The sequence below is a fragment of the Pseudomonas sp. genome, from assembly GCF_049645325.1.
GTDB lineage: Bacteria > Pseudomonadota > Gammaproteobacteria > Pseudomonadales > Pseudomonadaceae > Aquipseudomonas.
In genome coordinates this window covers 1-3,326 of record NZ_JBARTQ010000632.1, presented here as the reverse complement: position 1 = coordinate 3,326, position 3,326 = coordinate 1, and the positions used below count along the sequence as shown (strand labels likewise).

At 60.4% G+C, this 3,326-nt stretch carries 4 protein-coding genes; 1 reads left to right on the top strand and 3 read right to left on the bottom strand.

What is annotated here, in order from left to right; all coding sequences use genetic code 11:
* Window positions 1-102 precede the first annotated feature (102 nt).
* The 3 genes from WBB95_RS26945 to WBB95_RS26935 all read right to left on the bottom strand — a co-directional run bounded on the left by WBB95_RS26945 (window position 103) and on the right by WBB95_RS26935 (window position 1,848).
* Window positions 103-480, bottom strand: a complete 378-nt coding sequence (locus tag WBB95_RS26945; RefSeq protein WP_424490346.1) for an addiction module antidote protein — start codon at window positions 478-480, stop codon at window positions 103-105.
* Between the two features lies 1 nt (window position 481).
* The gene (locus WBB95_RS26940; protein WP_424490345.1) at window positions 482-784 is read right to left on the bottom strand and encodes a type II toxin-antitoxin system RelE/ParE family toxin; all 303 of its coding nucleotides are present in this window, start codon (window positions 782-784) and stop codon (window positions 482-484) included.
* 140 nt (window positions 785-924) lie between these two features.
* Window positions 925-1,848 (bottom strand): ABC transporter substrate-binding protein, encoded by a 924-nt coding sequence (locus tag WBB95_RS26935; protein ID WP_424490344.1) that lies wholly within the window; start codon window positions 1,846-1,848, stop codon window positions 925-927.
* A 273-nt stretch (window positions 1,849-2,121) separates the two neighbouring features.
* Between WBB95_RS26935 and WBB95_RS26930 the strand changes: the two genes are divergently transcribed.
* A partial coding sequence (locus tag WBB95_RS26930; RefSeq protein WP_424490343.1) for an acyl-CoA dehydrogenase family protein occupies window positions 2,122-3,326 on the top strand: 1,205 nt, incomplete at its 3' end.

The window sequence follows — 3,326 nt, the reverse complement described above, 5'->3', positions numbered from 1 at the left end:
GAGTAACTGAAAAACCGAGGTGCCTGCATCGCGGGCAAGCCCGGCTCCCACATTGAGGGGCTCGTCAGCCAAACAGCACACCCCGACAGCGCTGTCGGACTATCAGGACTTGCCCGTCGCGCCTGCGGTTTTTTTGGCTGCGGGCGCTGCTATCGGCTGCACCGTCAGCTCCACCCCCAGCGCCAGCATCAGCTTCTGGACCGTCTCATAGCGGGTCTTTGATCCGCCTTTGAGGGTTTTGTAAAGGCTCTCCCGATTGACCCCTGCCGCCTCCGCCACCTTGTTCACGCCTTGGGCCTTGGCGACCTCGGCAAGCGCTTTCATCAATATCTGCGGGTCATGGGAATGCATGCTTTGTGCAAGATAAGCACTGATCACTTCCGGGCTGTCGAGGAAGCGCGACGCTTCATAGACGTGGGTACCGGACGTATCAAGATCGAGGATCGGCATGTCCTCGGGTTTAAATGTCGATTTGCTCATTTCATTTACCTCTGAGGGCATCGAGGATTTCTTTTGCCCGCTTGATTCCTCTGTTCTGGTCGGTTTTGTCGCTGCCCCACAACATCAGGTAAGCGGTGATGCCCGTGCGCACAAAGTAGATCCTGTAGCCGGGCCCGACAAAAACACGCATTTCGCTCAGGCCATCACCTACGGGCTCGCAATCTCCAAAATTGTTTTCTTCAGCGCGATCCAACCGAGTCAGAACAGCCGTTTTCCCGCAAATGTTTCGCATACCGTCGAGCCATGTATCGAACTCCGGCGTCCTGCCGATCAAATTAGTCACGATTTCACTTGTAGCCTACTGGCTACTCCATGCTGATGCTAGTGAATTTTCAATTCCGGTGAACTCCGGTTCAAAAAATCCTAGTCCAACCCCCGCAGGAGCAGCCGCTCGATTCTATTAGCGCTTGTTTCCCCTGCCGCTCAAAGCGCCCGGTCGAACAATGGCGTCACGTCATACCGCTGCTTGAGCATCTGCGCATCCACCAGAAAGTCCGCCGTGGCCTGGGCTTCGCTGACAATCGTCGGCGAGATCGGCAGCACCTTGATCGCATCGCGCTTGAACCACACCTTGGCAATGTCCGGCGCGGACTGGTTGGCCTTTGACCAAGCCTCGGCGTACTCGTCGACATGGCTGTTGCTCCACACGCGGGCGCGGGTGAGGCGTGCGATGAAGTCTTTGATGATCGCGCTTTTCTGAGCCAGCGCCGGTTCATAGGCGACGATATAGGTCGGCGCGCTCATCAGGCCCTTGGCATTGCGGATCAGCGTGCTGCCTTCTTTTTCCTGCAGCGACACGTAGGGCTCCCAGGTGCCGAACGCATCAATGTCGCCCTGGGTCAGCGCCAGGCTGGCCTCGGCGGGCAGCAGGTATTTGAAGGTCACGCTGCTGCGCGGCACACCGGCCTCATCCAGGGCTTTGTACGCCAGTTGCTGGCTCCACGAACCGTTCCAGATCGCGACCGTCTTGCCTTTGAGGTCGGCCACCGACTGAATGCCTTTGCGCGCCACGATGCCGACGCCGTCGAGGCTGGTCTGGGTGCTGGCAACCACCTTCACCGGGGCACCATTGGCGGCGAGACTGATCACCGGCGTATCACCAACAATGCCAATGTCCAGCGCGCCGCTGGCCACGGCCGAGGCCACCGGAGAACCGGTGTTGAAGCGTTTGAAGTCGATTGTGTACGGCAGGTCTTTCAGCTCGCCGGACAGTTCCAGCACGATGCGGTTGGAGAAGAACTGGTCCCCCACCGTCAGGGTCTGGGGGTCTGCGGCCCACGCCAAGGGGCCATGCAGCGCAACAGAAGCCAGGCCCAGCAGGGCGAGCATATTTCGACGATTGATCATGAAAGGAATCCACAGGGTTAATGGCTGACTCAACCATCTGTGGGCGTGCAGTCTGGTGATGAGGGAGGGTGTTGCGCGGTTGCCGAGTGTGGCGCCCGTAGAAGCTAACGCAATAAAAGCGCAAGGTTTAATACTGTTGGGCACTATCGATAGAACTGTCGCGCAGTTCGATAGCTATTTTTCGTATTAAAAAGTTTACCGGCCCTGGGTTAGGGTGGCGACACCAGACCACTGGACCCCAGCACCTGAGCCACTTTCTGCAAGGTCCATTGCATGTCGATTTCCGCTTTGAATATTTGGGGCTCCGCGCCCTCCACCCGCTACGAACAACTGGCCGCACCGTTTCGCCCACTGTTTGCGAAAATCCTTGCCCAGGCTGCCGAAGCTGATCAGACGCGCGCCAGCCTGGCCGAAGTCATCCAACAGCTGAACGCACTCGGTCTGCCGCGCTGGCGTTTGCCCGCCCGTTACGGCGGCCAGGACGCCACGTTCACCGAACTGCTCGCCTTGCTTACCGAGCTGTCTGCCGCCGACTCCAACATCACCCAGGCCCTGCGCGGGCATTTTGGTTTTTGCGAAGACGTACTCTGCGCCAACGACCTCGACTGGCGCGCCCAGTGGCTTGACCGACTCGGCCAGGGCGCCCTGCTCTCCCCAGGCAGTACCGAAGTTGGCAACGCGACCCGCGGCGACTTCGACACCCGCCTGCACCGCGACGCAGACGGCACGCTGCGCATCAGCGGCAGAAAGTTCTACACCACCGGCGCGCTTTACAGCGACCTGATCAGCACCGTCGCCACGGGTGAAGACGGCACGGTCTACTCCGTGGTCGTCGACCTAAAGGCCGAAGGCGTACAGATCGTTGATGACTGGAACGGCTTCGGCCAACGCCTTACCGCCAGCGGCACCTGCATTTTCGAAAACGCCCCGGTGGAAGACCAGGGCCGCCCCACCACCCAACGTTTTGGCTACGCCCAATCGTTCTATCAGGTCTACCACCTCGCCACCCTCGCCGGCATCGCCCGCCGCGCCGCACTCAGTGGCGCCGAAGAACTCAGCCAACGCGCCCGGACCTTCACCACGGGCAACGCCGACACCGCCGCCCAGGACGTGCAATTGCTGCAAGTCATCGGCGAAGTCGCCAGCCAGGCCTACGCGGCGCAAGCTATCACTCAGCAAGCGGCGCAGCGTCTGGACCAGACGGCGCGGTATGTGATCGGCCATGAGCAGCCCCTGCACGATGACGACCCGCAAGTGGCATTGGCGGAACTGGAAGTGTGTTTGGCGGTGAACCCGGTGGTGGATGCCACACTCGCCGCAACCACAGCGTTGTTCGACGCACTGGGCGCCAGCGCCACAGCGAGCAACAAGGCGCTGGACCGTTTGTGGCGCAATGCGCGCACGTTGGCGAACCACAACCCGCGCGTGTACAAGTCGCGGATTGTGGGCAATTACCTGGTCAATGGGTTGCTGCCACC

Coding starts and splice junctions, on each gene's coding strand:
- WBB95_RS26945 (WP_424490346.1), bottom strand. CDS start 480: ATGAGCAAATCGACATTTAAACCCGAGGACATGCCGATCCTCGATCTT.
- WBB95_RS26935 (WP_424490344.1), bottom strand. CDS start 1,848: ATGATCAATCGTCGAAATATGCTCGCCCTGCTGGGCCTGGCTTCTGTT.